Genomic DNA, 22,171 nt, shown 5'->3' on the forward strand with positions numbered 1-22,171 from the left:
TTTCAATAGAAAAATTGATCTGCGTGTTGCACAACCGTTAAGCGAGTTTATACACCCGTGCTTCATACGGTTTTAATTGATGCAAATCGCGTTCTTGGTAATTGGCGAGCAGCAGTTCTGCGCCTTCGGGTTCCAGCCAAGTGCATATCGTACTTCCTAGGTTCGAAAGGATGAGCACTTGTTCTTCCCCTTGCGTACGGGTATAAGCGTAAACATCCTCGCAATCGGTCTCGGCCAAATCGTAGCTGCCATAAACCAATACGTCCATGTTTTTGCGCAAGAAAATCATTTGTTTATAAAACGACAACACGGATGCCGGATCTTGCATCTGGCTTTCGACATTGAGCCATTCGAAATTCGGGTTCATCTGCAGCCACGGAGAGCCTGTCGTGAATCCGGCATTCTCCTCCCCATTCCATTGCATCGGCGTGCGGGAATGGTCGCGGCTTGTCGATTTCAACAAAGTCATGATTGCATCGTGTTCCATGCCTTCCGCCAAGTTATAGAAATACAAATTATGCGTATGGACATCGTCATAATGATGGATTTCCTCGAACGGCGCATTGGTCATGCCGATTTCCTGGCCTTGATAGATGAACGGTGTCCCTTGCATGAAGAAATACATGCAAGCGAGCGCTGTCGCACTTTCGCGCCAGTATTCCCCGTCATTGCCCCAAGTCGAGACGACGCGTGGCTTGTCATGGTTTTCGATGAACAACGCATTCCAGCCGACGCCGTCGACCGCTTTCTGCCAGCGCGTCAAGACGGTTTTCAAGTCATTGACGTTTATACCTTGTTTGACACCGCTGTCCCAAAGCGTCAAATCTTCGAATTGGAACACCATATCGAATTTGCCGTCTTCTTCGCTGATCCATTCGTCGATATCTTCCGCGTAGACGCCATTCGCTTCCCCGACCGTCATGATGTCGTATTTCGCAAAGGTCTCATCGCGAAGTTCCGCAAGCAACGGCTGAATGCCGTCAACATTCATCATTTTTTCCCATGCCGGCACCCATGGCTTGTCCTCTTCGATCGGCAAATCCGTAAAATCTTTTTTGATGTGGCTGATGGCATCGACACGGAACCCATCGATGCCTTTATCCAGCCACCAATTGACCATTTTATAGAGCTCTTGACGCACTTCTGGATTTTCCCAGTTTAAATCAGGCTGCTTTTTCGAGAAGATATGCAGATAGTATTGCCCCGTCTTCTCATCGAGTTCCCATGCCGGGCCGCCAAAAATGCTCTCCCAATTGGTCGGACGGTCACGCCAAACATACCAATCGCGTTTCGGGTTATCGAGCGACGAGCGCGATTCCAAAAACCATGGATGTTCATCGCTCGTATGGTTGATAACCAGGTCGATGATCAATTTCATGCCGCGCGCGTGTACTTCTTCGAGCAAACGGTCGAAATCCGCCATCGTTCCAAGTTCATCCATGATCTCCTGGTAATCGCTGATGTCATAGCCATTATCGTCATTCGGCGATTTATACATCGGGCAGATCCAGATGACATCAATCCCCAGTTCCTTCAAATAATCCAGTTTTTCCGTGACACCGTTGATATCCCCGATGCCGTCTCCATTCGAGTCATTGAAGCTGCGTGGATAGACCTGATACGCCACTGCTTCTTTCCACCATGTTTTGTTCATAATCGTTTCCTTTCAAAGACTTTGACAAGATCCTCTTTCGATCAATGTTGCCGGAACGATGATGTTCCGGGGAGGTGCATTGTCATCGTTTATTTTTTCCAATACCAGATTCGCTGCTTCCATTCCAAGGTCAAAAATCGAAATATCCACCGTGCTGAGCGGGGGCTTTAAATGGCTCGACAAGGTATGGTTGTTGAACCCGACGATCGACACATCGGCCGGTACAGCAATATTCAAATCCTCCAAATAACTGATCACTTCATAGGCGACCAGGTCATCGTGCGTGACGATGGCTGTAGGCGGATTTTTCTGTTCCATCAAATTGCGGATCGCCTGCTGCTCGTGGCCTTCCATCTTTTCCTGTGTAACCACATAATCCGAAGCGAACGGAATCCCGGCGTCATCCAGCGCTTGCCGGTAGCCGCTCAAGCGGTCCGCAGACACGATGAAATCGGAAGCGCCGCCGACGAAGGAGATATCCCGGTGGCCGAGTGAAATCAAATGGCCCACCACTTCCTTCGCAATGGCGACATTGTCATTATCTACATAAGAGATAGCGTCCGGGCGCGTGTATGGCCGCCCCACCACTGAAAACGGCACGCCATTCGCTAGTAGGTAGTCCAAGATTTTATCATCAATTTTCGAATACAGCAAGATAACGCCATCGACGCGCTTGCCTTGTGTCATCGCCACGACTTCTTCGTAGATTTCCTGCTCGGTCGCACTGGTCGATAAATACAGGCCGTACTGGCTGTGGTGGGCACTGACAGAAATGCCGCGCAACACTTCTGGGAAGAATGGATTCTGGAAAGCAAGCGTTGTGGAATTCTCCATGATGACGCCAATCGCTTTGCTTTTTTGCGCCACTAGGTTGCGCGCCTGGAAGTTCGGGTAATAGCCAAGCTCTTCCATGGCTGTTCGTACTTTACGCTTTGTTTTCGGGGTGATCTTCGGATGATCCGCAATAACCCGGGAAACCGTCGCCGGCGAGACTTCCGCCAGTTTCGCGACATCTTTAATTGTGATTGCCATTGCGATTGCCCCCTTATTTTACAGCGCCATCTGAGACACCTTTGATAATCGAGCGCTGCGCAAAGAAATAGAAGATAATGACCGGAATGATCGCCAGCGTAAGTCCCGCTAGCGCCAAATGCCATTGCTTCGTATATTCACCGAAGAAGAAAAACATCTTCAACGGAATCGTTTCACTGCCGGTCGTATTGATGACCAGTGACGGCAAGAGATAATCGTTCCAGATCCAGATGATATTGAGTATGGCGACCGTGACAGTGATTGGCTTGAGGATCGGGAAAATGATATGCCAAAACACTTGCCACCGATTCGCCCCGTCGATTTTCGCCGCTTCATCGAGCGATTTCGGGACATTATTCAAAGCACCATGATACAGGAAAATCGACAGGCTCGCACCGAAACCGATATACATAAAAATCAGTCCGCCGCGGTTCAGCATATCAAACTGGCCGAATACCGTGACGAGCGGAATCATCACCGATTGAAACGGGATGAGCATCGCTGAGACGAACAGGAAAAACAAGAATGTGGATATCTTGCTTTTCGCTCGCGACAACGCATAAGCAGCCATCGCCGAGAACAAGACGATGAGCAAGACACTGACGACGGTGATCAATAAAGAATTGAACAAAGTTCTGAGAAAGTCGAGTTCCTGAAATGCCACGATGTAATTATCGAAGCTCCACGCTTCCGGAGGGCTCGTCGTGTCGAGGAAAATTTCCTTTTTTGATTTGAAGGAATTGACGAACATTAAGTAAAAAGGCAATAGCCATAGAATCGCCAGTGCGACGCCGAGCACTTCAACTTTTATATTCCAGCGGTTGCGCATTACATTTCGACCTCCCGGCGTTTATTGATATACACTTGAACGAGTGCAATAATAGCGACGATCAGGAAGAAGATGATCGCTTTTGCCTGCGCGTAGGCGAACGCATTTTGCACGAACGCTGTCTTGAAAATTTCCATGGCGACCATTTCCGTCGAATTGTACGGGCCGCCCGCTGTCAGCGATAAGTTCTGGTCATACAGCTTGAATGTATTCGATAAGGTCAAGAACATACTGACTGTGAACGCCGGTGCGACGAGTGGAAAGATGATATAGCGGAAGCGCTGAATCGTCGATGCGCCGTCAATTTCAGCCGCTTCGATCAACTCATTCGGCAAGCCTTCCAAATAAGCGATGTAGATGACCATGATATAGCCAGCCATCTGCCAGCTCATCAAAATGACCAATCCCCAAAATCCCGTCTCCGTCGTTGACAGCCAAGCTTGCAAGCTCTCCATGCCAACCGCTTCGCCAACGCTCGCAAACACTTTCAGGAAAATGAACTGCCAGATGAATCCGAGGATCAAACCGCCGATCAAGTTCGGCATGAAGAAAGTCGTGCGCAGCAAACTGCTGGTCTTGATCTTGGACGTGACGATCAACGCGAGCGACAGCCCGATGAAGTTGATCAAAATAACCGATACGACCGAGAATTTCGTCGTGAACCAAAGCGAATCAAGGAAACGCTCATCTGTAAACAAGTTTATGTAGTTCTGAAATCCGACAAATTCGCCGGTTTGAATGCCATTCCACGCTGTGAATGAATAGAAAAGCCCGAGCACCATGGGTACCACCACAACCAAGCCAAGTGCCAACAGCACCGGCGCTAAAAACAACCAATAGGAAAGATCCCGTGTACGCATATTTTCGCCTCTCTTTCTATTTTAGCCTTGAAACAAAACAAAGCAGCACATTGGCTGCTCTGGTTTGATAGACAAGTTACTCGCCGCGGTCTGCTTCCCACGCCGCTTTTGCTGAATCGACCACTTCGTCCCAGCTCGCTTCATCGCTCAAGTATTTCTGGATGTTCGCACCCAGTTCATCTTGGCCCCATCCAGTCGGATAGCCCATGAAGACCCAACCGATTGTTTCGCCTGCTTCTGAAGCATCGTAAATCGCTTTGGACATCGGATCGGTAATTTTAGATGTGTCATACCCTTCATACGCGGGAATGAATTTGAAATCTTCCAAAACGGCTGTTTTCCCAGCATCGGAAGTGTAGAGCCAATCAAGGAAATCTTTTGATGCCGTTACGACTTCTTCATCTTGGTTCGAGTTGACGCCCCAATACATCGGAACGCCGACCGGCAACCCGCTTTCTTCCAAGCCTTCTACTGGAATTGGCATCATGCCGACGCCGGAGTCTGCCAACTCCTGGTCAATGCCGGCAATCGAACCGTATGCCCAGTTTCCTTGCTGGATGATCGCCACGCGCTCAAGTGAAAACAGTTCTTCTACTTGCTGGGAGTAATCCAGGCTCACGGTTGGCTGTTTTGAATACTCGTTTTGCAAATCGAGGATTTTCTTGAAGCCTTCGCCGTATTCGAATTCCACTGTGTCTGCATCGTATGCTGTCAAGACGTTATTATCGAACTCAGGCGCGAGGAAGGTGTTCGACAAATGAAGCCCCGTTACCCACGTCTCTTTTCCTGGCAATGCAAAGACAGATTCAAGGCCAAGTTCGTCTTTTTTCGAATCAAGTGTCTTCACCGCTTCTTCCAAGCTTGCATAATCCGTAATGGAAGCCGCATCAATTCCCGCTTCCTCGAACAAGCGTGTATTGTAGATGAATCCGTAGCCTTCTTGGTTATACGGCAAACCGAGCACTTCCGATTCGACTGTCACCCCATCTAGCGTGCCTTCAAGCGCTGCACCTGCCGCGCCTGTATCGGACAAGTCAGTCAAGTTGTCTTTCCAGTCCGCTACATCTTGTGGCCCGCCGATGTTAAAAATAGCCGGCTCATTGCCTGAAGCGAAGCGGGAACGAAGCGCAGCGCCGTAATCTTCCCCGCCGCCGACTGTCGTGATTTCGATATTGACGTCAGGATTTTCTTCTTCATATTGTGCGACGACATCTTCGAACTGGTCTTTGAACTCCACTTTAAACTGGAAGATATCGACTGTTACTTGCTCTCCGCCGCCTTCTGCCGTTGCCCCTCCATCCTCTGAACTGCATGCTGCAAGCGCCCCAGCTGACAGTAAAACAGATGCCAATAACCCCTTGCTGAACTTTAATTCCTTCACTTGAACTCCCCCTTTGAGTTGTTGTGCAAACGATTGCACAATATAACAGAAAAAAATGGAAATACGTTTGCACAATCTATTTTTAAAATATTTCAATTGTTTTTATGTTGTGCAAGCAATCTATCGACAACTGGCGCCCTGCACGGCCTTCGCCAGCCTTTTCACTTGGGCATGGCTCAGGCTTCAGGATATTTGGACTCTTATCTTTATTTATCCAAAACGAGTAGCGCCGCCCCAAGCATGCCGGCATCGTTTTCGAATTGTGCCACTTCTACTGGCAATGGATTTAAAAGCACTTCTGCCAATTGACGCTTTAGTTCATCCATCCATGCAGAGGCCGATTCCGATACACCACCGCCGATAATAAGCATGTCCATATCGAAGATCGCCTGTAAGCTGCTAATGTAGATTGCCAAGTCCTCGGTGAAGTCAACGACCAGCTTTTGCGCTTGGGCATCCGTTTCAGCCAGTTCGAATAATTCGGGCGGCGTCACCGAAAGCCCCGCTTCTTTGATACGGCGTACAAGGGCCGTGCCCGACAGGTATTGCTCTGCACAGCCAAGCCGGCCGCAAGCGCATCGTGAACCGTTCGGATACAAGATCATATGGCCCAGTTCTGCAGCCCCGCCGTGCGGGCCGCCGCTCAACAGCTTGCCATCCCAGATGATGCCGCCGCCAAGCCCCGTGCCGAGCGTGATGCAGACGACGCGGCCGAGGCCTGTTGCGGCGCCGAATTTCGCTTCAGCGAGCGCCGCGCAATTGGCATCGTTCTCCACTTCCACGTGTCGCCCTGTCGCTTGTTCCAGCGGTGCTTTTACTTCTGTCCCTGTCCAGCCCGGGAGCATATCGCCTGCGAAAACGATGCGCCCTGCTTGCGGGTCGACAAAGCCGTGCGTTCCGATGCCGATTGCGGACACATCAGGATGCTCCTCCAAAAACAACAGCACGTGACGCTCCAAATGCGGATACAATGGAAACTCCGTTCTCACTTGACGCTCTGCGAGTATCCGCCCCTCTGCATCAATAACCCCCATACGGATTTTCGTTCCCCCAATGTCTACACCAATCACTTTACTCATTTTCCCCATCCTTCCCTAAACTCATTTATCTATTTTTTGATTGCCCGCATAAAAGCATAGAGCTTCATATGGTCTGAGCAGCACGACGCCCTGATTTTCCTGCGGAGGGTAATTTCCGATCAGCACCTGGCCCGTTGGCAATGGCAGTTCACGCGGCGTTTCGGAAAAATTGCAGTAAACCGTCAATTGCTCATCCGCTGCACGGCGTGTATAGGCAAAAATCTCTTTATCTTCACGGTGCAATAGCTTGAAATCGCCTTTGGTGATAACTTCAAGTTCTTTTCTGAACGCGATCAATTTTTGGTAATAGCCAAATACCGAATCCGCTTCGTGACGATTTTCCGCATTGATCTCAGGATAATTGGGATTGACTGAGATCCACGGATTGCCTTTTGTAAAACCGGCGTTTGTTCTGGCGTTGTCACGGCCTTTTACGTGGATTGACTTCATGAGTTCTTCGTGCGGAATGCCTTGCGCGCGCTTTTCCTTATACATATTCAAGGTCTCGATATCCCGGTACTCATCGATTGATGAAAACGCCACATTGGTCATGCCCAGTTCTTCTCCTTGGTATATATACGGCGTCCCTTGCAAGAAATGAAGGCAAGTGGCGAGCATTTTCGCCGATTGCTTGCGGTACTGCGCGTCATTCCCGAAACGCGAGACGATGCGCGGCTGGTCGTGATTGTTCCAATACAAGCTGTTCCAGCCTTTTTCAAAAAGCTCCACTTGCCATTTCTCCAGGTTTTCTTTCAAATCCGTGAGGCGCAGCGGCTGGAGCTCCCATTTTCCGCTCGGCCCCTGGTCCAGGTTCATGTGTTCGAAAGTGAAAATCATGTTCAGTTCGCGGCGATTCGGTCCCGTATATAATTTCGCGTCTTCCGTCGCGGCGCCGGGCATTTCCCCGACCGTTACGATGTCATAATCGGACAGCACTTTTTCGTTCATCTCCTGCAAAAATTCATGGACGCGCGGCCCGTTGAAGAAGTGGGGGGTGCCATCGCCATCGATGCCATCCGGAAAATGCTGGTCTTTGGAAATCATATTGATAACGTCCATGCGGAAGCCGTCGACGCCTTTATCAAGCCACCAGCGCATCATCTTATACACTTCGTTTCGCAGTTCCTCGTTCTCCCAGTTTAAGTCAGGCTGTTTCTTGGAAAACAGGTGCAGATAGTATTGCTCTCTCTCTTCATCGAATTGCCACGCCGACCCGCTGAAAAAAGAGCGCCAATTGTTCGGCTGGTCTTTCCAGATGTAATAGTCAGGGCGCTGCGTAAACCAATTGTGTTCGTCAGACGTATGATTGACGACCAAATCCATGACAAGGCGCATCCCGCGCTCGTAAACTCCCTCAAGCATCCGTTCGAAATCATCCATCGTCCCGAACTCCTGCATGATTTTTTGGTAGTCGCGGATGTCGTAGCCATTGTCATCGTTCGGTGAATCGTAGATAGGGGAGAGCCATAACACATCCACGCCGAGCTCCGCCAGATAATCCAGCTTGCGGATGATCCCTTGGATGTCGCCAATCCCATCGCCATCAGAATCCATAAAACTTCTCGGATAAATTTGATACACCACTGCTTTTTTCCACCACTCCGTCATAGTCTCGCCTGCTTTCCTGAAGATTCATTCATTTCTTTTTATCATACGGAAAATTGGAAAAGAAACACAGAACTTTTTAAGTAAACCTTTTATAAAAATAAGTTGACTTAAAATAACTCATTCTTTATACTCGATTTTAGTACATAAGAAGTGGAGGATTTTCATGACAACTTCAGTAACCAGATCCAGCAATCATTCGCGTACCTTAACACTCGTTCACATCGCCATGTTCGCAGCGCTCATGGCGATCGGCGCCAATATTTCCTCTTTCCTGATCGTCGGGGGCGTGCCAATCACTTTGCAGACCTTCTTCGCAGTTCTCGCCGGCATTCTGCTTGGTAAGCGTCTCGGCGCTGCGGCGATGATCGTCTATGCCGCAATCGGCCTTGCCGGCGTTCCTGTCTTCGCCAAGTTTTCAGGTGGCATGGACACATTGATTTCCCCGACATTCGGCTTTATTGTTTCATACATCTTCACCGCTTTTGCAGCAGGCTGGATTGCAGAGAAAATGCCTTCCAAAAAAGGATTTATCTTCGCGGCTCTTGTAGCGACAGCGATTAATTACGTGTTCGGTACCAACTGGATGTATGCCGCTTATAAACTCTGGTTTGCCGCGCCGGAAGGCTTTACTTACGGCATGGCATGGGCGTGGATGGCAGTGCCTCTTCCAAAAGACGTGCTGCTCGCTGTTTTCGCCGGCTTGTTCGGTTTCCGGATACAGCCCATTATTAATAAATACTTGCCTTAACAGGAAAAGGCGCAATTGCCGAAATTACGGCAATTGGCTTATTTTTGTACGCTCGGCTCGTCGACGCGCAGCTTATAATTTTGCTCGATAATGCGGATCAACCCGGACAGGGCGGAATTGACGGGCGTTTCGATTCCGTGCTTTTTCCCCAGCTTCACGATGCCGCCATTGATGACTTCGATTTCGGTTTGGCGTTTTTTCAAGATATCCATGAGCATCGATGATTTATTGCCGCCGATATCCTGCCGGCCCATTCTCAAGCATTCTTCAACGACCGCCTCTACGTCCGCATTCACTCCTTCCGCACGGGCGACGAGCACCGCTTCTGCCGTGACCGCACGAAGCAAGTCCTCCCCTTCCTGCGTATTGAGGATGTCGCCGTTCTTCAGGCGGGTGAGGGCGGTCACGGAGTTGAAAGCGGCATTGACGAATAATTTATTCCAGATGACGGCGTTGACGTCTGCCGACACTTCCGTTTTCATGCCCGCTGTACTCAATTTTTCGGCAAAAGCTTTGAGTTTCTCGCTGGCAGCTTCTTCTTCGACATTGCCCAAGTAGTTTATGCCCCAGCCCCTATGCAGAATTGTGCCATCGTGTTCAACGCTCGCGCCATGGCCAAGTGTCCCGGAGACGACCGTATTCATCGGAAACAATTGTTGGATCGTTTCGGCGTTCCCGATGCCATTTTGCATCGTGACGATCACCGTATCCTCAGCCAGTTTGCCACGCAGTTTGCTGAGCACCGCTTCATTGGCCTGGGCTTTCAACAGGACAAGAAGGATATCCACCTGCTCATCGGCTTTCAACTCCTGCACAATCTCCAGCTCGATTTGCGTAACCGAATTATCTTTTTCGACGATGCGCAAGCCTTGCTTATTGATGGCTTCCACGTGTTGATTCAAGCGGTTATATAAGCGCACTTCTTCCCCGCTTGCCTTCAGTTTGCCTCCAGCTAAACACGCCATCGCGCCTGCACCGGCAATTAAAATCTTCATCCCATTCCTCCTATATATATATGTCTGCTTTCTTTCTTCACTATACCAAAAAGGCCTTCTGCGTGGCAGAAGGCCTTTTCTTAGTTTGTTGCTTTCTTTTCGCGCTGGGCTTTGTCGTTTTTGCCGACTTTGCGGATATCCGCCAAGATCAAGGCCCCGATCAACAGCAAACCGAGATAGCCGACTGCCGGGTACAGATAATTGACCAAAGCTGTAAAGCCGACGAAGCTGAGTGCAAAGGCGATCAATCCCGCAATGATAACGAAAATGCGGAATTTCTTCGTGCCGATTTCCGTGAACCGTGCAGAGAACGACAGCAGCATGCTGACAGCCGTATTGTAAATCATCGCAAAAATAACAACAGCCATGATGATTCCGAGAATTGGGGAGATATCATCCCCGATAGCTAGCATTGGCAAATCCGCTCCCCCGACAACATCCACTTTCGCGAATATCGCCACATAGCTGAGCAGGATCAACACGCCGAAGCCAAGCCCGCCGATCAAACCGCCGCGTGCCGCCACTTTCTCATCTTGTTCGGCACCGCCCATCACGAGCGACATCGATGCCCCAAGCGCAATGGCGAGCGATACATAGTTAACTGCCGACAATAGCCAGTTCGGTGTAGCGGACAGCTGTTCTTTCGCAACCGGGTCGAGTGCGCTGAAACTGCTGTCCATCGTGATGACACTGTAAATAGCGATGCCCACTACCATTAAAATCAAAAATGGCGTAATGCTGGAAATGACAGTGATAACTTTTTTGACATTCATCATGATGGTCACGATGACCAAGACAATCATGATGCTGCGCCCAAATGCCGGCGCCAGATCAAATTGTTGGGAAAAGATAGATCCAGCTCCCGCAATCATAACGACTAAAATACCGAATAAGGTCAAAATCAATGTATAGTCGATCACTTTCCCTAGCCATTTCCCGCTGATACGGTAGACGACATCTTCATGTGAAGTAGTTTGCATGCGGCTTCCAAGACGCGTCAGGATCATCCCGATATACCCGAATAATGCAGTAGCGACCAAAACGCCTCCTGCACCCCAATAGCCAAAACTGGTAAAATATTGCAAAATCTCTTGTCCGGACGCAAAGCCAGCGCCGACAACGATCCCGATGAAGGCACTGGCTATTTTCAAGCTTCTTTTCATAAAATCCTCTCCCTTTTCTTGGTGGTGGTTGATCTGGGTGGTCGAAAAAATGTTTTTATGTAGATAATTTCTCATACCCCTAACTTAGGGGGTGTCAAACAAATCCTTGCTTTTCCGGACCTTTTCGCTTATTCTTCCTTATTAGTAACAGAAGCTGAAAGGCGGGGAGAACAGTGGATTTGGCTGAGTTCGAGCAAGCGATAGAAAACTTCATCGGGCATGCGGGACTTTGGGCGCCACTTTTGTTCATAATGCTTCATTTGATCCGGCCACTATTGTTCTTGCCGGTCATAGCCGTATGCATCGCAGGTGGGTTTCTTTTCGGTTTTTTCCAAGGGGCTATCCTGTCTTTTATCGGATTGACACTGATGAGCTATATTTCATATATGATGATCAATAAATTTCCTCGCTTCCGCTCCAAACTCGCCGCCTTGAAAGACAAATGGTTTCCTGACCGCAACCTAACCGTTTCCCAAGTGATGATTCTGCGGGTCATGCCCTTTGTGCATTTTCACCTGCTGTCGTTTTATTTGATGGAGATGACTAATACGCGCCGTGAATATATGTATTACTCCGCACTCGGTTTGATCGCCCCAGCTATCCTGTATACCGCTTTTGGCAGAGCCATTTCGGAATTCCCCTGGTATACGACACTCAGCATGTTCCTATTGCTCGCTGCGATTTTCAGCTTTATCGATAAATGGCAAAGCCGCAAGCATAAATTGGATAAAACCTGACAAGCGCAGACGGGCTTCCCGTTTGCGCTTGTTTTATTGAGGTATAGTAATACAGTACATAGAGATGAGAGGAAGAAAATAATGCCTATATTCACCAGAAATGATGTCAACTTGTATTACGAAGATATTGGAAGTGGACAACCGCTTCTGTTGTTCCATGGATTGACCAGCAGCTCCGCCATGTTTTACCGCGAGATCGGCTTTTTCCGCACGAAGCGCCGCATCATCGCATTGGATTCACGAGGCCATGGCCACTCGGCAAAACCCGATTCCTATACACTCGACAACCATATCGAAGATGCCGCCGCTTTATTGGACCATCTGGGGCTGGAATCAGTCGATGTCATCGGAGTATCCATGGGCAGTTATATCGCACAAGGATTAGCGGCGAGACGCCCGGAACGCGTGCGCAAATTATTATTGGTCGCCACCAAATCCTACGGCGAGCAATCTTCCATGGCCGAATTGTTCGAACGCCATGCAGAAGATTTCAACGGCTTATCTATCCACGATAAGCTGGATAAAGCACAAGGCTATATGTTCCACCGTTTGACGGCGGTCAAGAAATGGCAGGAAAAAACGGCCCAGAACAGCCCCCAACTGACGATGGAACAGCAAGGCATCGCGTCGAACGCCTTGGAACGTTTCGATTTGCGTCCCGAAATTACTGGCATCACCGCAGAAACTCTGGTCATCAGCGGGCGTTATGACGAATTGAACCCGCCTGATAGAGGACGCGAGACCGCCCAGATCATCCCGCAAGCAAGTTTTATGGAATTCAAGCGTTCAGGCCATGCGCCGAACGTCGAACAGCCCCGCCTGTTCCTCGGCATCGCTGAAAACTTTCTCGACGATTGAGTTTTCATTTAAAAGCCTATATAAAAATAAGAAAGCAACGGCGCAAAAATGCGCCGTGCTTTTATTGTGCTGTATAGCCGCCGTCCAGGACCACTGCCTGCCCCGTGATGCCACGGGCTTTATCGCTCGCGAGATACATCGTGTAATCCGAGATTTCCTGTACCGACAACAAGCGTTTCTGCGGAACCAATGGATAGATGACTTCTTCCAGCACTTTTTCCAGAGAGACATTGCGCGTCTTCGCCAAATCGCCCAGCTGATTGCGCACGAGCGGCGTGTCGACGTAACCCGGGCACATCGCATTGACCGTGATGCCATGCTCTGCGCCTTCTAACGCCGCGACTTTCGTCAAGCCGATTACGCCGTGCTTAGCGCTATTATAAGCCGCTTTTCCGGCGAAGCCGACGAGACCGTTGATCGACGCCATATTGATGATGCGTCCGAAGCCTTGTTTCTTCATGATCGGGAAGGCATGCTTGGTCGCGATAAACGGTGCGACCAGCATGATCTTGATCAGCAATTCGTATTTCTTGGTCGGAAATTCTTCGATCGGCGAGACGTGCTGCATCCCCGCATTATTTATTAAGATGTCCAAAGAACCGAATGTTTCCACCGTTTTGTCGATCGCTGCCTTGATTTCAGCTTCGCTGGTGACATCGCATTTGATGCCGATGCAATCAAAGCCCTGCCTCTTCAACTCATCCGCAGCTTGTTGCACCGCTTCTTCGTTGATATCGGTCAACACGATCTTTGCGCCTTCTTTGGCAAAATCCACGCTGATTTCATAGCCGATGCCGCTCGCGGCGCCGGTGATCAATACCACTTTCTTATCTACCATGATGGAGTCCCTCCAAGAGAAAAATTAAATGCCTAGTCCTAAGCTAAACAGTACAATCGCAATCGCCAAGCCGATCAGCGGCACGATAACCGTTACAGCCCCCATAGCGCCGTATGCTGCTTTATGGGTCTCGCCGCAAATCCCTTGGATCGTCGTAACGACGTAACCGTTATGCGGCAATGAATCGAGCGCCCCGGAAGAAATCGCGATGGTCCGGTGAAGTGCTTCTGTGTTGACGCCCATATCGATGTAATGAGGGGCAATCAATGGCAAGGCGATGACCTGGCCGCCGGATGCGGACCCTGTAAGACCAGCGATGACACTGACTGCCACGGCGCCGCCGATTAACGGGCTTCCTGGAATGCTTGTCATGGCATCGACTGCCACTTGGAAAGCCGGCACTGCTTTTGCAACGCCGCCGAAGCCGACAACCGCTGCCGTATTGCCGATAGCGATCAATGCACCGATCGTTCCATCCGTCAATGCTTTGCCGAGGTTCGTGAAATATTTCATATTCAATAAGTACGTGGTGATAACACCGCCGAGCAATGCCAAAATCAAGGCTGACGTGCCCAGTGAGTCGTGGAAGATGAACGACACAGCCAAAACGACCAACAGCGGAATCAGGCCTGTAACCGGATGAGGCAATGCGCGATCGGCCATTTGCGGATCTGATTCACGTGCTTCAAAACGCTCGCCTTTTTTCACGGCTTTGTTGATCATGCGCTTCAACCACCAATAGCCGAATACTGCCATGAAGACAGCGACGATGATGCTGACTTCCCAGCCAGCGTATGGGCTGGTGTTCAAATACTCAATCGGGATCCAGTTTTGGATCTCTGGTGACCCTGCAGAAGTCATCGTGAACGTGACAGACCCGAGCGCAAGCGCTGCCGGGATGAAGCGGCGAGGAAGATCCGCTTGCTTGAACAAGCTGAGTGCCATCGGATACACCGAGAACGCAACGACGAACAAGCTAACGCCGCCGTATGTCAGAACCGCACAGGCAATGACAATCGCCAGTACTGCTTTTGACAAGCCGAATTTCCCGACCAGCCATTTGGAGACGCTGTCTGCAGCCCCTGTATCTTCCATGACTTTACCGAATATGGCCCCGAGCAAGAACATCGGGAACCACGAGGTGATGAAGCCTGAGAAGCCGCCCATATAATTCGATAGTAAATTGGCCTCTCCCTCGCCCACTAATTGTGGAAATAGCGGCAAGCCGCTGAGTACTGCGACGAACAATGCCGACAATGGGCCGGCAATCAACAAATTGACGCCTCTCATCGTCAACACGATCAATAGAATAAGTCCTCCAACCATTCCGATCATACTTAACATGATAAATCCCCCTTTTGAATGTGTTACGGTTTTTCGAACAAATTGGAAACGCTTACTTTTCTCTTCGAAAAGCATAGATGAATTGTCTAAATATTTAGTCCCGAAACCTTTTAATACTATACAACGAAGAAATTGATAGGTAAAATGAATAATTATAATAGCTTCCATAGGTTTTAGTTATAGATAAGGAGCATTCAAATGGATATTCGACAACTCAGCTATTTCATCGAAGTAGCCAAACACCAAAGTTTCACAAAAGCTGCGCAAGCCCTCCACGTGACACAGCCAACACTCAGCAAAATGGTTAAAAACCTTGAACTGGAAATGGATGTGTCTTTATTCGACCGCTCTTCCAGGAAAGTACGCTTGACCGACGCCGGAGAAGTCGTCTTCGTACAGGCACAGAAAATCGTCAATAGCCTCGATGACCTGTCCTCTTCGCTCTATGACATCATGAACTTAAATAAAGGCAAGATTAAAATCGGGTTGCCGCCGGTCATCAGTACGTTGTTTTTCCCGACCATCATTGCAGCGTTCCAATCCCGCTATCCCGATGTGACCGTCATTCTGATCGAAGACGGCGCCAAGAAAGTAGAGGAAAAAGTGGCCGACGGCGAAGTGGATCTCGGGTTCGTCATGCTCCCTGTCGAGGCCGAACGCTTCGATGTCGTTCCTTTTGTCGATCAGGAAATTAAACTGCTCGTCCACGAAGACCATCCACTCGCGAACCAGGAAACACGTGATTTGATCGATTTCCGAGACGACCCGTTCCTACTTCTCAGCAAGGAATTCACGCTCAATGGTCGGACCGTGGAATTTTGCCGGAGCGAAGGATTCGAACCGAAAATCGCCTACGAAAGCTCGCAATGGGATTTCATCGTCGGCATGGTCGAGAAAAACCTCGGCGTCACTTTGATGCCGAAACTGATTTGCGACCGCGTCCAGGACGGTCCGTTCAAAACCGTCTCCCTGACACAGACTTTCCCATGGCGGCTCGGCATCATCATGGCCAAGAACCGCTATGTGCCCTACGTATCCCGCGAATTCATCACACTTGTCAACCAGTTGCCGAAAGTATGATCCACTAAAAAGAAGCTGCCCATTTAGGCAGCTTCTTTTGCTTATTATTATTTCCGGTCGACAAGTGTTTGGACCATGCTTTTCAGTTCGCCGACTTCTTTTCTCAAATCTTCAATCTCCGATGTGTCTTCTTTGATGCCTTCGAGCTCAGCAGTTTCCTTGTCGATTTCATCCGAGATCTTCTGTGCGTTATTGACGATCTCCCCGACGATCAAGTTGATCATCAGGAAAGTTGAAACGATGATAAAGGAAATGAAATACAACCAAGACCATGGTTCCGCCGCAAAAACCGGGCGGAAGATCCCACTCGCCCAGGATTCCAAGGTGAAAATCTGGAACAGCGAGATGAGCGAAAGTCCAAGATCGCCGAAATATTCCGGTTCAATATCCGCATAAAAGAACGTTCCGATAACCGCATAGACGTAAAAGATAATCGACATAAGCAAAATGACGCTAGTGATGGTCGGAATGGCCATGAACAAAGCCGTCACGACACGGCGCAGCGACGGAATGGTCGATACCGTCCGCAGCACACGCAGCACCCGGAAAATCCGCAACACGCTGATAAACGGCGAGTTGTAGAGGATAAGGCTCCCGACGACGATGATGAAATCGAAATTATTCCATGCATTGCCGAAGAATTTCGCCCGGTAAACATAGAGCTTAGCGAGGATTTCCAAAGCAAAAAATGCCAGAATGATAATGTCCAGCGTCAACAGCCATGCCCCGTAGTTCTCCGCAATTACAGGATAAGTCTCCAAGCCGACCAGCAGCGCATTGATTAAAATTAAAACAGTGATGAATGTATTGAACCGCGCACTCTCCACGATTCGCTTTAATGATTCCTTCATAGGGCGATAGACGACTCCTTATATAATCTGATATAACCGATATGCTTATCATGCAATAAAGATCCATCCAATTATATCATGCACTTATATGGAAGTTGCTTTTCAACTGGACTGTCCCTAAAGGATTGTTGCAAAAATGTGACGGCCCCAAAGTTTTCCAGTCCTTTGAAATGATAAGAAAACCAAAACCATGCACCAAAAAAAAGCGCCTCCAGAGAGACGCTTTCCTAGTCTTGCACAAGCGAGGCGTAGACAATCAAGCGTTCCTCTCTTGTTCCCCGGTCATAGTCATAAGTTCCAGAGCAAGTAATCAACACCAGCTCCGGGGATGAATGATAACCGAAGACCGAATCGACATCCGCCAGATCGAGCGGCACCGACTCCATCGTATGGACCTTGAACCGCAGCTCGCGATCGTCGCCGGCTACGACAATTTCATCTCCCGGCTCCAGCTCCGTCAAGTCCCAAAACACTGCCGGGCCGTCCAAATCATCGACATGTCCAGCTATGACCGCCCGCCCTCTTTGGCCGGGTTGGTAGCCCGGCGAAAACCAGCTTAGTTCTTCGCCGTTATCCGGCACCGCCATTTCCCCCGAGTCGGTCACGCCGAGATGCGTGACATCCGACGTCTCTGGCGCGATGCCTGGCTGGTTCAGTTCATTGATCGGGTTGGCCGCCTGCTTCGACTGGGCCGCAGGTTTTTCTTTTTCTACGGCCTTCGCCTTCTCTAGCTCTTTTGGTTGTTCTGTCCAAGCCGGTTCTGCCTTGACAGCATAGCCGACTTCCGCACTGCGAACACTCACTTCATCTTGCGGAGCAGCGGTACATCCTGCAAGAAATACTGCTGTGAGGAGCAATGCCAATTTATTGAAATCGTTTTCTCCACACAAGCCCACTAGCTGCCACTAAGAATAACGCGCCACCGATCAACAACCACATGGACTGGGATTGTTCTGGTGTACCAAGACCAGTTGTCGGCATTTCGTCTGGTGAAGCAGCCGCTTCGTAATCGACAAGCGCGATCACTTCAAGCGAATCGACTGTGTTCACTGCAAACACTGAGTAGACTGTATCTGCGGCAAGTTCAGTTCCTTCAAGCGGCAATACTTGCGTGCCATCCGGCAAGCGGATTTCCAAGTCATATGTGCCAGGGTCTACTTCGGCATAATCCGTGATGGATGGGAACTCAGCTCCACTGAACAAAGCATCTCCACCGATGATCCCAACATCAACTGCTGGAGCATCCGGTGACAAATGGCCGACACGGATTTTCGCTTGGCCTTCAGTGACTTCCATGGAATCTTCAGCTACTACAAATTCGATGGATTCCAAGAGGTTGGCGGCAGCTACTGTATAAGCTTTTCCAGCTTCCACTTCCAAGTCAGCCTGCAAAACGCCTTCTCCTGCTGCATATTCAGTACCTGCAGCGAATACTTCTACATCATGCGTACCAGCCGGGACTTCCAAATATCCGGAATCCGTTTTGAATGGTACTTCTTCGAGTGTTAAATCACCGTTGACGTAAACATCTACTGCAGGGGCATCAGGCGAAGCGTGCAACACCCGTACTTTTGCCATGTCACCATGGTTGTCAGCCATGACCAGAGATGCGAGAAGCGAAAACAACACCAGCATTGCGACGAGAGAGACAGATAACTTCTTCATGTGTCCAACCTCTTTCCATATAGTATTTGTATAACTTTTGTACACCTCATTTATACACCCTCTGCTATAGAATTTCAATAGATATCACACTATTCTGATAAATTTGAGTGATTTGTCATGGAAAGTAATACAAACTTACATAGAATAGAAAAAGTTGCCAGAAATACTTCTTCCTGGCAACTTACGTGTATGGGTTCAATTATCTGCATTTAAATCAATGAGGCTTTCAATCACGATTCCGCCTAGGGCTTGCGTGGCCAAACGATCCGCTTCAGCGTTTTCTTTCCTTGGCACAAATTCATATTCGGGATGGACGCCAATTTTCTCCAAACGTTGATCGATCCGGTCCGCCCAGCTCGCCAAAGTTTGTTCAGGCACTGCCCATTCCCCGCTCATCTGATTGACCAAGGTTCTCGAATCACCTACAAAACGAACAGGGAGATGATGGACGCCGAGCAATTCAAGTTCTTGCACTGCCATCGACAGCGCTGCATACTCCGCTTCGTTATTGGAGGCGATTTCGTCAATCAGTGCATTTTTCCTCAAGCGATATTCTTTGCCGTTTTGCTTGAAATAAATTGCACAGCCGAGTCCTGCCCGTTTTGACTGGAGGTCGAATCCGCCATCGTAATAGGCCGTAACGTCATGCGGCTCCGTCTCCACTTCCTTAACATAGTTCTTCAACTCTTTGATGCTCCAATTGCTGTTATGCCGATCAGCAAACTGCAGGCGCTTGGTACGGCCCGTACGTTCGAGATCTTGCGCCACTAACAGCGCTTCACTCGCTTCAAGCTCCTCGGAGAGAAATTGCACCACTTTGTTTTTGGGTGATTTATAGGTCCAATCAATCCGTACTTTCATTCAGCTACCGCCTTTCTCTAGCGATTGCGCTGCCGCTTACAGCCCTTTGTCTTCAAAGCGCTTAAGATCTTCTTTGTGGCCCATCGCGATTAAAATATCTCCTTCTTCGACCGAATCTTCAAGAAGCGGAGCGATATTGACATCTTCGCCATGCTTGATCGCCAAAATCATGCAGCCGTAATCTTTGCGGATATTCAGTTCACCGAGCGTTTTTCCGATGACTTTTTTGGATGCCGCTAGTTCAATGATGCTGTAGTTTTCCGACAGATTGATATAATCGACCACTTTTTCTGAATCAATATGATGAGCCGTCCGGACGCCCATTTCATATTCGGGCTGGATGACACGGTCTGCTCCGATGCGTTCGAGGATCTTTTGATGCTGCTGGTCGCGTGCTTTAACCCAAACTTTCGGAACGCCGAGTTCCTTCAGCATGAGCGTGCACAAAACGCTCGCTTGCAAGTCATCGCCGATTGCGACTATGGCAAACTCGAAATTCCGGACGCCGAGGGATTTCAGACTGCCTTCATCCGTCGCATCGGCCGTTGCGGTGTGACTCGCATAGTCCGACATCGTGCTGACTGTTTCCGGATTGGAGTCGATCGCCATGATGTCATGCCCCATTCCGTAAAGCTCTTTGCAGACACTGCTTCCGAAGCGTCCAAGCCCGATTACCACTATTTGTTTTTTCACGTCTGTCCCTACTTTCCATTGCATGATTCGAACGATTTCCCGTTACCAAAATAGTACGCTACTCTTTGGTATTTTGTCGAAGATTTCATCCCATCCGACTTCATAGCCAAAACACTTTCTACTATAAATATGCGCCTTCCGCCATTGTCTCCTCAAACAAGCGAATGGCACGCCCTTTCGCTTTGTACTACAATAGAACAATATCCTTCATATCCGATAGAGAAAGGTTGTTTAGTTGATGAAACCATTTGAATCCATTACTGACCTGATCGGCGATACGCCTGTTGTTAAATTGAACCGCATTGTCCCAGAAGGCGCAGCGGATGTCTATGTAAAATTGGAAATGTTCAATCCGACCAAAAGCGTCAAGGATCGGGCGGCTTACAATATGATCAAGCAAGCTGAAGAGTCTGGCGCCTTGAAGGCAGGCTCGACAATCATCGAACCGACGAGCGGCAATACCGGCATCGGCCTGGCGATGGTTGCTGCAGCGAAAGGCTATCGCTCCATCCTCGTGCTGCCAGATAATGCTACTCAAGAGCGCATCAACTTGCTGAAAGCCTTCGGGTCGGAAGTTGTATTAACGCCTAGCGATGACAAAATGCCGGGGGCAATTCAAAAAGCACTCGAATTGCGTGAAACGATTCCCGGCAGCTTCATCCCGCAGCAATTTGAAAATCCGGCCAACCCCGATGCCCACCGCGGCACGACGGCACTTGAGATCCTCGAGCAAATGGACGGGCAGCTTGACGCCTTCGTTGCTTCGGCTGGAACAGGTGGCACCATCACCGGAACCGGTGAAACTTTGAAAGAACATTTGCCGAACCTCCACATAACAGTTGTCGAACCGAAAGGCTCTCCTGTCCTGTCTGGTGGTAAGCCAGGTAAACACAAGCTGGTCGGCACCAGCCCTGGATTCGTGCCGGATACATTGAATACGGCGATCTACGATGAGATTATGGCGATTGAAGACGAAGACGCCATCGAGATGTTCCGCCGATCTGCCCGAGAAGAGGGCGTCTTTGTCGGGCCTTCTGCGGGCGCAACCATTTATGCGGCCATCGAAATCGCCAAACGGCTCGGATCCGGCAAAAAAGTATTGTGCATCGCGCCAGATACCGGTGAACGCTATTTGAGCATGAATTTATTTGAATAAGTAATATATGAAAAAAAGCTCCCGCTAAACCAAGCGGGAGCTTTTTTTCGTTGAATTGTCTTTTACTGTTGCTGCTGGGCCTGGCTATCCTTTTTTTTGAGATACTGCTTTTTGGCTTTTTCCCGGTTGCCGCACACTTCCATGGAACACCATTTGCGCTTGCCGCTGACATCCACGAAAAAACTGTAGCAAGGAGCGCTGCCGCATTTCTTCACTTTTTCAAAAAGGTCCTCTTTAGCCCCGCGCAACATCTCAAACGACACGAGTGACAGAAGGCCAGCCGTTCCCCCTACACTTGGAATCGGCGTTAACTGCGAATCGAAATAAAGTGGCACTTGTTTAACGTATTGCGCTAGCGATTCCAGCGGGTACTCCGAAATCTCCAACTGCGATAAATGACCTCTCCAGCGCACACGGAAATCCTGCAATTCGCTCGCATCGATGGGCAGCTCTTTTAGTTTCTCGACTTGCCGGAAATCGAGCAGTTTCAATTGTTGCATGAGTTTTAGCCATTCCTCGACCCCACCGTTGTCTACTAGAAAATCCATTCTCTTGCTTCGTTGGCGTTTTGTCGTATTTAGCAGGTTCAAAAATAAATAATCGCTTAGGTAAGGATATTGTGTTTCAATTTTTCCATCCATTTTATACACGTCCTCGAAACTCTATCGTTGACGTAAATCATAACATACTTTAAAGTTATTTTCTAACCTTCTGATTAATTATGAATGGTTAGAAAAAA

At 49.2% G+C, this 22,171-nt stretch carries 22 protein-coding genes; 5 read left to right on the plus strand and 17 right to left on the minus strand.

Features of this window, described 5'->3' with window-relative positions:
* Positions 1–37: 37 nt before the first annotated feature.
* The 7 genes from ON064_RS05810 to ON064_RS05840 all read right to left on the minus strand — a co-directional run bounded on the left by ON064_RS05810 (position 38) and on the right by ON064_RS05840 (position 8,443).
* Complete coding sequence (locus ON064_RS05810) at positions 38–1,654, minus strand: alpha-glucosidase (RefSeq protein ID WP_274624032.1); 1,617 nt, start codon at positions 1,652–1,654, stop codon at positions 38–40.
* A 12-nt stretch (positions 1,655–1,666) separates the two neighbouring features.
* Complete coding sequence (locus ON064_RS05815) at positions 1,667–2,686, minus strand: LacI family DNA-binding transcriptional regulator (protein ID WP_274624033.1); 1,020 nt, start codon at positions 2,684–2,686, stop codon at positions 1,667–1,669.
* 13 nt (positions 2,687–2,699) lie between these two features.
* Complete coding sequence (locus tag ON064_RS05820; protein ID WP_274624034.1) at positions 2,700–3,515, minus strand: carbohydrate ABC transporter permease; 816 nt, start codon at positions 3,513–3,515, stop codon at positions 2,700–2,702.
* Positions 3,515–4,375 carry a carbohydrate ABC transporter permease gene (locus ON064_RS05825; protein WP_182092899.1) on the minus strand — a complete coding sequence of 287 codons (861 nt, stop codon included), beginning with the start codon at positions 4,373–4,375 and terminating at the stop codon, positions 3,515–3,517. The genes ON064_RS05820 and ON064_RS05825 overlap by 1 nt, the downstream gene beginning before the upstream one ends.
* A 76-nt stretch (positions 4,376–4,451) precedes the next feature.
* Positions 4,452–5,756, minus strand: a complete 1,305-nt coding sequence (locus tag ON064_RS05830) for an ABC transporter substrate-binding protein (protein WP_274624035.1) — start codon at positions 5,754–5,756, stop codon at positions 4,452–4,454.
* 206 nt (positions 5,757–5,962) lie between these two features.
* Entirely contained in the window at positions 5,963–6,835 is an 873-nt protein-coding gene (locus ON064_RS05835; RefSeq protein WP_274624036.1) for an ROK family protein, read from the minus strand.
* 21 nt (positions 6,836–6,856) lie between these two features.
* On the minus strand, positions 6,857–8,443 hold the full coding sequence (locus tag ON064_RS05840) for a glycoside hydrolase family 13 protein (protein WP_274624037.1): 1,587 nt from the start codon (positions 8,441–8,443) through the stop codon (positions 6,857–6,859).
* A gap of 163 nt (positions 8,444–8,606) precedes the next feature.
* On the opposite strand from ON064_RS05840, the gene ON064_RS05845 reads away from it, so the two are divergent.
* Complete coding sequence (locus ON064_RS05845; RefSeq protein WP_274624038.1) at positions 8,607–9,191, plus strand: biotin transporter BioY; 585 nt, start codon at positions 8,607–8,609, stop codon at positions 9,189–9,191.
* A gap of 38 nt (positions 9,192–9,229) precedes the next feature.
* Here the strand turns inward: ON064_RS05845 and ON064_RS05850 are convergent, their stop codons facing one another.
* Both ON064_RS05850 and ON064_RS05855 read right to left on the minus strand, forming a co-directional pair.
* Positions 9,230–10,186 (minus strand): ketopantoate reductase family protein, encoded by a 957-nt coding sequence (locus ON064_RS05850; protein WP_274624039.1) that lies wholly within the window; start codon positions 10,184–10,186, stop codon positions 9,230–9,232.
* An 80-nt stretch (positions 10,187–10,266) separates the two neighbouring features.
* Positions 10,267–11,349: a YkvI family membrane protein gene (locus tag ON064_RS05855; protein ID WP_274624040.1), complete on the minus strand. Its 1,083-nt coding sequence runs from the start codon at positions 11,347–11,349 to the stop codon at positions 10,267–10,269.
* Positions 11,350–11,522: 173 nt separating this feature from the next.
* Here ON064_RS05855 and ON064_RS05860 point away from each other — a divergent pair, with 173 nt between their 5' ends.
* Positions 11,523–12,086 (plus strand): TVP38/TMEM64 family protein, encoded by a 564-nt coding sequence (locus ON064_RS05860; RefSeq protein ID WP_338324979.1) that lies wholly within the window; start codon positions 11,523–11,525, stop codon positions 12,084–12,086.
* Positions 12,087–12,167: 81 nt separating this feature from the next.
* Entirely contained in the window at positions 12,168–12,944 is a 777-nt protein-coding gene (locus ON064_RS05865; protein WP_274624041.1) for an alpha/beta fold hydrolase, read from the plus strand.
* 61 nt (positions 12,945–13,005) lie between these two features.
* Here the strand turns inward: ON064_RS05865 and ON064_RS05870 are convergent, their stop codons facing one another.
* Positions 13,006–13,782 (minus strand): 3-hydroxybutyrate dehydrogenase, encoded by a 777-nt coding sequence (locus tag ON064_RS05870; protein WP_274624042.1) that lies wholly within the window; start codon positions 13,780–13,782, stop codon positions 13,006–13,008.
* Positions 13,783–13,806: 24 nt separating this feature from the next.
* Positions 13,807–15,126 (minus strand): GntP family permease, encoded by a 1,320-nt coding sequence (locus ON064_RS05875; protein WP_121300585.1) that lies wholly within the window; start codon positions 15,124–15,126, stop codon positions 13,807–13,809.
* Positions 15,127–15,324: 198 nt separating this feature from the next.
* Here ON064_RS05875 and ON064_RS05880 point away from each other — a divergent pair, with 198 nt between their 5' ends.
* Complete coding sequence (locus tag ON064_RS05880; protein ID WP_274624043.1) at positions 15,325–16,206, plus strand: LysR family transcriptional regulator; 882 nt, start codon at positions 15,325–15,327, stop codon at positions 16,204–16,206.
* A 47-nt stretch (positions 16,207–16,253) separates the two neighbouring features.
* On the opposite strand, the gene ON064_RS05885 is transcribed toward ON064_RS05880, so the two are convergent.
* The 5 genes from ON064_RS05885 to ON064_RS05905 all read right to left on the minus strand — a co-directional run bounded on the left by ON064_RS05885 (position 16,254) and on the right by ON064_RS05905 (position 20,300).
* The gene (locus ON064_RS05885) at positions 16,254–17,057 is read right to left on the minus strand and encodes an ion transporter (RefSeq protein ID WP_274624044.1); all 804 of its coding nucleotides are present in this window, start codon (positions 17,055–17,057) and stop codon (positions 16,254–16,256) included.
* 227 nt (positions 17,058–17,284) lie between these two features.
* Positions 17,285–17,953, minus strand: a complete 669-nt coding sequence (locus ON064_RS05890) for a class F sortase (RefSeq protein ID WP_274624045.1) — start codon at positions 17,951–17,953, stop codon at positions 17,285–17,287.
* Positions 17,922–18,722, minus strand: coding sequence for a DUF4397 domain-containing protein (locus ON064_RS05895; RefSeq protein WP_211653544.1), 801 nt, complete (start codon positions 18,720–18,722; stop codon positions 17,922–17,924). The genes ON064_RS05890 and ON064_RS05895 overlap by 32 nt, the downstream gene beginning before the upstream one ends.
* Positions 18,723–18,917: 195 nt before the next feature.
* Complete coding sequence (locus tag ON064_RS05900) at positions 18,918–19,583, minus strand: reverse transcriptase-like protein (RefSeq protein ID WP_274624046.1); 666 nt, start codon at positions 19,581–19,583, stop codon at positions 18,918–18,920.
* Between the two features lie 36 nt (positions 19,584–19,619).
* Positions 19,620–20,300 carry a potassium channel family protein gene (locus tag ON064_RS05905; RefSeq protein ID WP_407951595.1) on the minus strand — a complete coding sequence of 227 codons (681 nt, stop codon included), beginning with the start codon at positions 20,298–20,300 and terminating at the stop codon, positions 19,620–19,622.
* A 214-nt stretch (positions 20,301–20,514) separates the two neighbouring features.
* Between ON064_RS05905 and cysK the strand changes: the two genes are divergently transcribed.
* On the plus strand, positions 20,515–21,432 hold the full coding sequence (gene cysK, locus ON064_RS05910; protein WP_121300579.1) for a cysteine synthase A: 918 nt from the start codon (positions 20,515–20,517) through the stop codon (positions 21,430–21,432).
* Between the two features lie 62 nt (positions 21,433–21,494).
* On the opposite strand, the gene ON064_RS05915 is transcribed toward cysK, so the two are convergent.
* Positions 21,495–22,073 carry a CGNR zinc finger domain-containing protein gene (locus ON064_RS05915; RefSeq protein ID WP_274624048.1) on the minus strand — a complete coding sequence of 193 codons (579 nt, stop codon included), beginning with the start codon at positions 22,071–22,073 and terminating at the stop codon, positions 21,495–21,497.
* Between the last annotated feature and the right edge of the window lie 98 nt (positions 22,074–22,171).

The sequence above is a fragment of the Planococcus sp. A6 genome, assembly GCF_028823615.1.
Classification (GTDB): Bacteria; Bacillota; Bacilli; order Bacillales_A; family Planococcaceae; genus Planococcus.

Excerpts from the sequence above, each read along its gene's own strand:
- ON064_RS05810 (WP_274624032.1), bottom strand. The coding sequence starts at position 1,654 with ATGAACAAAACATGGTGGAAAGAAGCAGTGGCGTATCAGGTCTATCCA.
- ON064_RS05815 (WP_274624033.1), bottom strand. The coding sequence starts at position 2,686 with ATGGCAATCACAATTAAAGATGTCGCGAAACTGGCGGAAGTCTCGCCG.
- ON064_RS05820 (WP_274624034.1), bottom strand. The coding sequence starts at position 3,515 with ATGCGCAACCGCTGGAATATAAAAGTTGAAGTGCTCGGCGTCGCACTG.
- ON064_RS05825 (WP_182092899.1), bottom strand. The coding sequence starts at position 4,375 with ATGCGTACACGGGATCTTTCCTATTGGTTGTTTTTAGCGCCGGTGCTG.
- ON064_RS05835 (WP_274624036.1), bottom strand. The coding sequence starts at position 6,835 with ATGAGTAAAGTGATTGGTGTAGACATTGGGGGAACGAAAATCCGTATG.
- ON064_RS05840 (WP_274624037.1), bottom strand. The coding sequence starts at position 8,443 with ATGACGGAGTGGTGGAAAAAAGCAGTGGTGTATCAAATTTATCCGAGA.
- ON064_RS05845 (WP_274624038.1), top strand. The coding sequence starts at position 8,607 with ATGACAACTTCAGTAACCAGATCCAGCAATCATTCGCGTACCTTAACA.
- ON064_RS05850 (WP_274624039.1), bottom strand. The coding sequence starts at position 10,186 with ATGAAGATTTTAATTGCCGGTGCAGGCGCGATGGCGTGTTTAGCTGGA.
- ON064_RS05855 (WP_274624040.1), bottom strand. The coding sequence starts at position 11,349 with ATGAAAAGAAGCTTGAAAATAGCCAGTGCCTTCATCGGGATCGTTGTC.
- ON064_RS05865 (WP_274624041.1), top strand. The coding sequence starts at position 12,168 with ATGCCTATATTCACCAGAAATGATGTCAACTTGTATTACGAAGATATT.
- ON064_RS05870 (WP_274624042.1), bottom strand. The coding sequence starts at position 13,782 with ATGGTAGATAAGAAAGTGGTATTGATCACCGGCGCCGCGAGCGGCATC.
- ON064_RS05875 (WP_121300585.1), bottom strand. The coding sequence starts at position 15,126 with ATGTTAAGTATGATCGGAATGGTTGGAGGACTTATTCTATTGATCGTG.
- ON064_RS05880 (WP_274624043.1), top strand. The coding sequence starts at position 15,325 with ATGGATATTCGACAACTCAGCTATTTCATCGAAGTAGCCAAACACCAA.
- ON064_RS05885 (WP_274624044.1), bottom strand. The coding sequence starts at position 17,057 with ATGAAGGAATCATTAAAGCGAATCGTGGAGAGTGCGCGGTTCAATACA.
- ON064_RS05895 (WP_211653544.1), bottom strand. The coding sequence starts at position 18,722 with ATGAAGAAGTTATCTGTCTCTCTCGTCGCAATGCTGGTGTTGTTTTCG.
- ON064_RS05900 (WP_274624046.1), bottom strand. The coding sequence starts at position 19,583 with ATGAAAGTACGGATTGATTGGACCTATAAATCACCCAAAAACAAAGTG.
- ON064_RS05905 (WP_407951595.1), bottom strand. The coding sequence starts at position 20,300 with ATGCAATGGAAAGTAGGGACAGACGTGAAAAAACAAATAGTGGTAATC.
- cysK (WP_121300579.1), top strand. The coding sequence starts at position 20,515 with ATGAAACCATTTGAATCCATTACTGACCTGATCGGCGATACGCCTGTT.
- ON064_RS05915 (WP_274624048.1), bottom strand. The coding sequence starts at position 22,073 with ATGGATGGAAAAATTGAAACACAATATCCTTACCTAAGCGATTATTTA.